The sequence below is a fragment of the Streptomyces sp. NPDC040410 genome (genome assembly GCF_055595715.1).
Genome location: NZ_JBVIVK010000068.1, coordinates 1 through 2169 on the forward strand (window position 1 = coordinate 1; position 2169 = coordinate 2169).

The 2169-nt window shown below is 61.9% G+C and carries 1 protein-coding gene; it reads left to right on the forward strand.

Features of this window, described 5'->3' with window-relative positions; translation table 11 throughout:
- The first annotated feature begins 55 nt into the window (after positions 1 to 55).
- Positions 56 to 2149 (forward strand): ISAzo13 family transposase, encoded by a 2094-nt coding sequence (locus tag ACZ562_RS38300; protein ID WP_471189336.1) that lies wholly within the window; start codon positions 56 to 58, stop codon positions 2147 to 2149.
- Positions 2150 to 2169 lie beyond the last annotated feature (20 nt).

Sequence of the window (2169 nt, forward strand, 5' to 3'; positions counted from 1 at the left end):
GAAGCTGTCTGGAAACAACGCGTTGCTGTGCGGGCCCCGTGATCGTTGATCTTGGGTGGTCATATCCAAGTCGACGTTCCGACAACTTGCCTCTCGGTTGGGCGTGTTGCTCCCCCACCTCAACGAAAGGCAGCGGCGGTTGCTGCTGGCCGCAGAGGCCCGTGAGCTTGGGCATGGCGGAATACGTGCGGTGTCCCGCGCGACTGGCGTCAGCGAAACGACGGTGCGTAAAGGCATCGCCGAACTCGCAGATGAACCGTCGCCCCTTCCAGGCGGTCGCATCCGACGTCCTGGAGGCGGCCGCAAGAACGCAGCCGCGAAGGACCCCGGACTGCTGCCCGCCCTCTTGGCATTGGTCGAGCCGGATGAGCGAGGCGATCCCATGTCGCCGTTGAGGTGGACGACCAAGTCGCTGCGACATCTCGCCGACGAACTGACCAAACAGGGGCATCCGGTCTCCGCGACCACAGTCGGGAAACTGCTGCGTGCGAACGGGTTCAGCCTTCAGGGCAATGCCAAGACCCTGGAGGGGAAGCAACACCCTGACCGAGACGCCCAGTTCCACTACATCAACAACCAGGTCAAAGAACACCAGGCTGACGGTGAGCCGGTCATCAGTGTGGATACGAAGAAGAAGGAAATGATCGGCCGGTTCCACAACCCGGGCCGCGAGTGGCGTCCCAAGGGCGAGCCGATCGACGTCGAGGACCACTCGTTGTTCTTCCGCGGAGAGATCCAGCAAGTCATCCCATACGGAATCTACGACATCGCGGCCAACAAGGGCTGGGTCAATGTCGGTGTGGACCACGACACGTCGGCCTTCGCTGTCGCCTCGATTCGCCGTTGGTGGGACAACCGCGGTAAGCGTGACTACCCAAGTGCCAAGCGCCTGCTGATCACGGCGGACTCCGGCGGCTCGAATTCTCCACGATACCGACTCTGGAAGTCCGAACTTGCAAATTTGGCAGAGGAAACCGGCCTGGCGATTACTGTCTGCCACTTTCCGCCCGGAACATCGAAATGGAACAAGGTCGAACACCGCCTCTTCTCCCACATCACGATGAACTGGCGCGGACGCCCGCTGACCAGCCACGAAGTCGTCATCAAGACCATCGAATCCACCCGCACCCGCTCCGGCCTGCGCGTCGAAGCCGAACTCGACACACGCGCCTATCCGACCGGGGTCACCGTGAGCAAGGAGTACTTGGACTCCTTGCCGATCTGGCCGCACGACACTCACGGCGCCTGGAACTACACCATCGACCCACACGATCACTGCACTGCGCCTGCGGCAAGCAGAAACCCCAGGATCATCCAGTCGGAGGTACTGGAGATGCTCTCCCACCCAGTGATGACCGGGATGACTCGGGATGAACTGGCCGAGCTTGTCGCGCTTCTGGCGCCAGCCCAGGAGGCCAAGGCCGAGCAGCGAAACTACGACCGACGAGGCGGGAAGCGACGGCGTGCGAAAGGGGCAGGCGCGATGACGGTGATCACGCCAGCAGCCCGGATTGTGGCCACGCTCGTCCATCTCCGTGGGATCTGCACGCTGCCCGTTCTCCAGGACCTCCTCGGAATCACCCGAAGCGGCCTCCAGAAACCCATGCGTGAGACCCGAGCCCTCCTGGCAGAACACAACCACACAGTGCGCGCCATCGATCTCAGGCTTACCACCACGCAAGCTGTTCGGGACTTTGTCACCTCTGCCGGCTCCCTCCAGGAAATCGATCCTCAAGAAGCACTGCGGCATCCGGCGATCACGGGTATGAGCCATGCCGAACTTGATGCCGTCACCACGCGCTTGGCTATTCGGTACCAGGCCAGGCTCCAAGAGATGCGACACAACCGACGCGGAGCAGAACTGAAGAAGGACCCAGGCGCAGTCATCTACAGGAAGATCACTGACGAGGGCCGCGTTCTTGCCGCGATTCTCGCCATGCGCCAGGTCGCCACCCGGCCGGTAATCGCTGACCTCTTCAAGGTGAGCCCTCGAACCATCGGCAACGCACTCGTGGAACTGCGCCCGCTCCTCAAAGAGGACGGGTGCAACCCAACCCCCGTTCACAGGGCGCAACGGTTTCACAGCGCGGAAGAAGTTCTCCGCTATGTCGAAGCCAGGGAGGAATCGAATACCCATGCGAAATCGTAATGTTGTTTGCGCACGGCTTC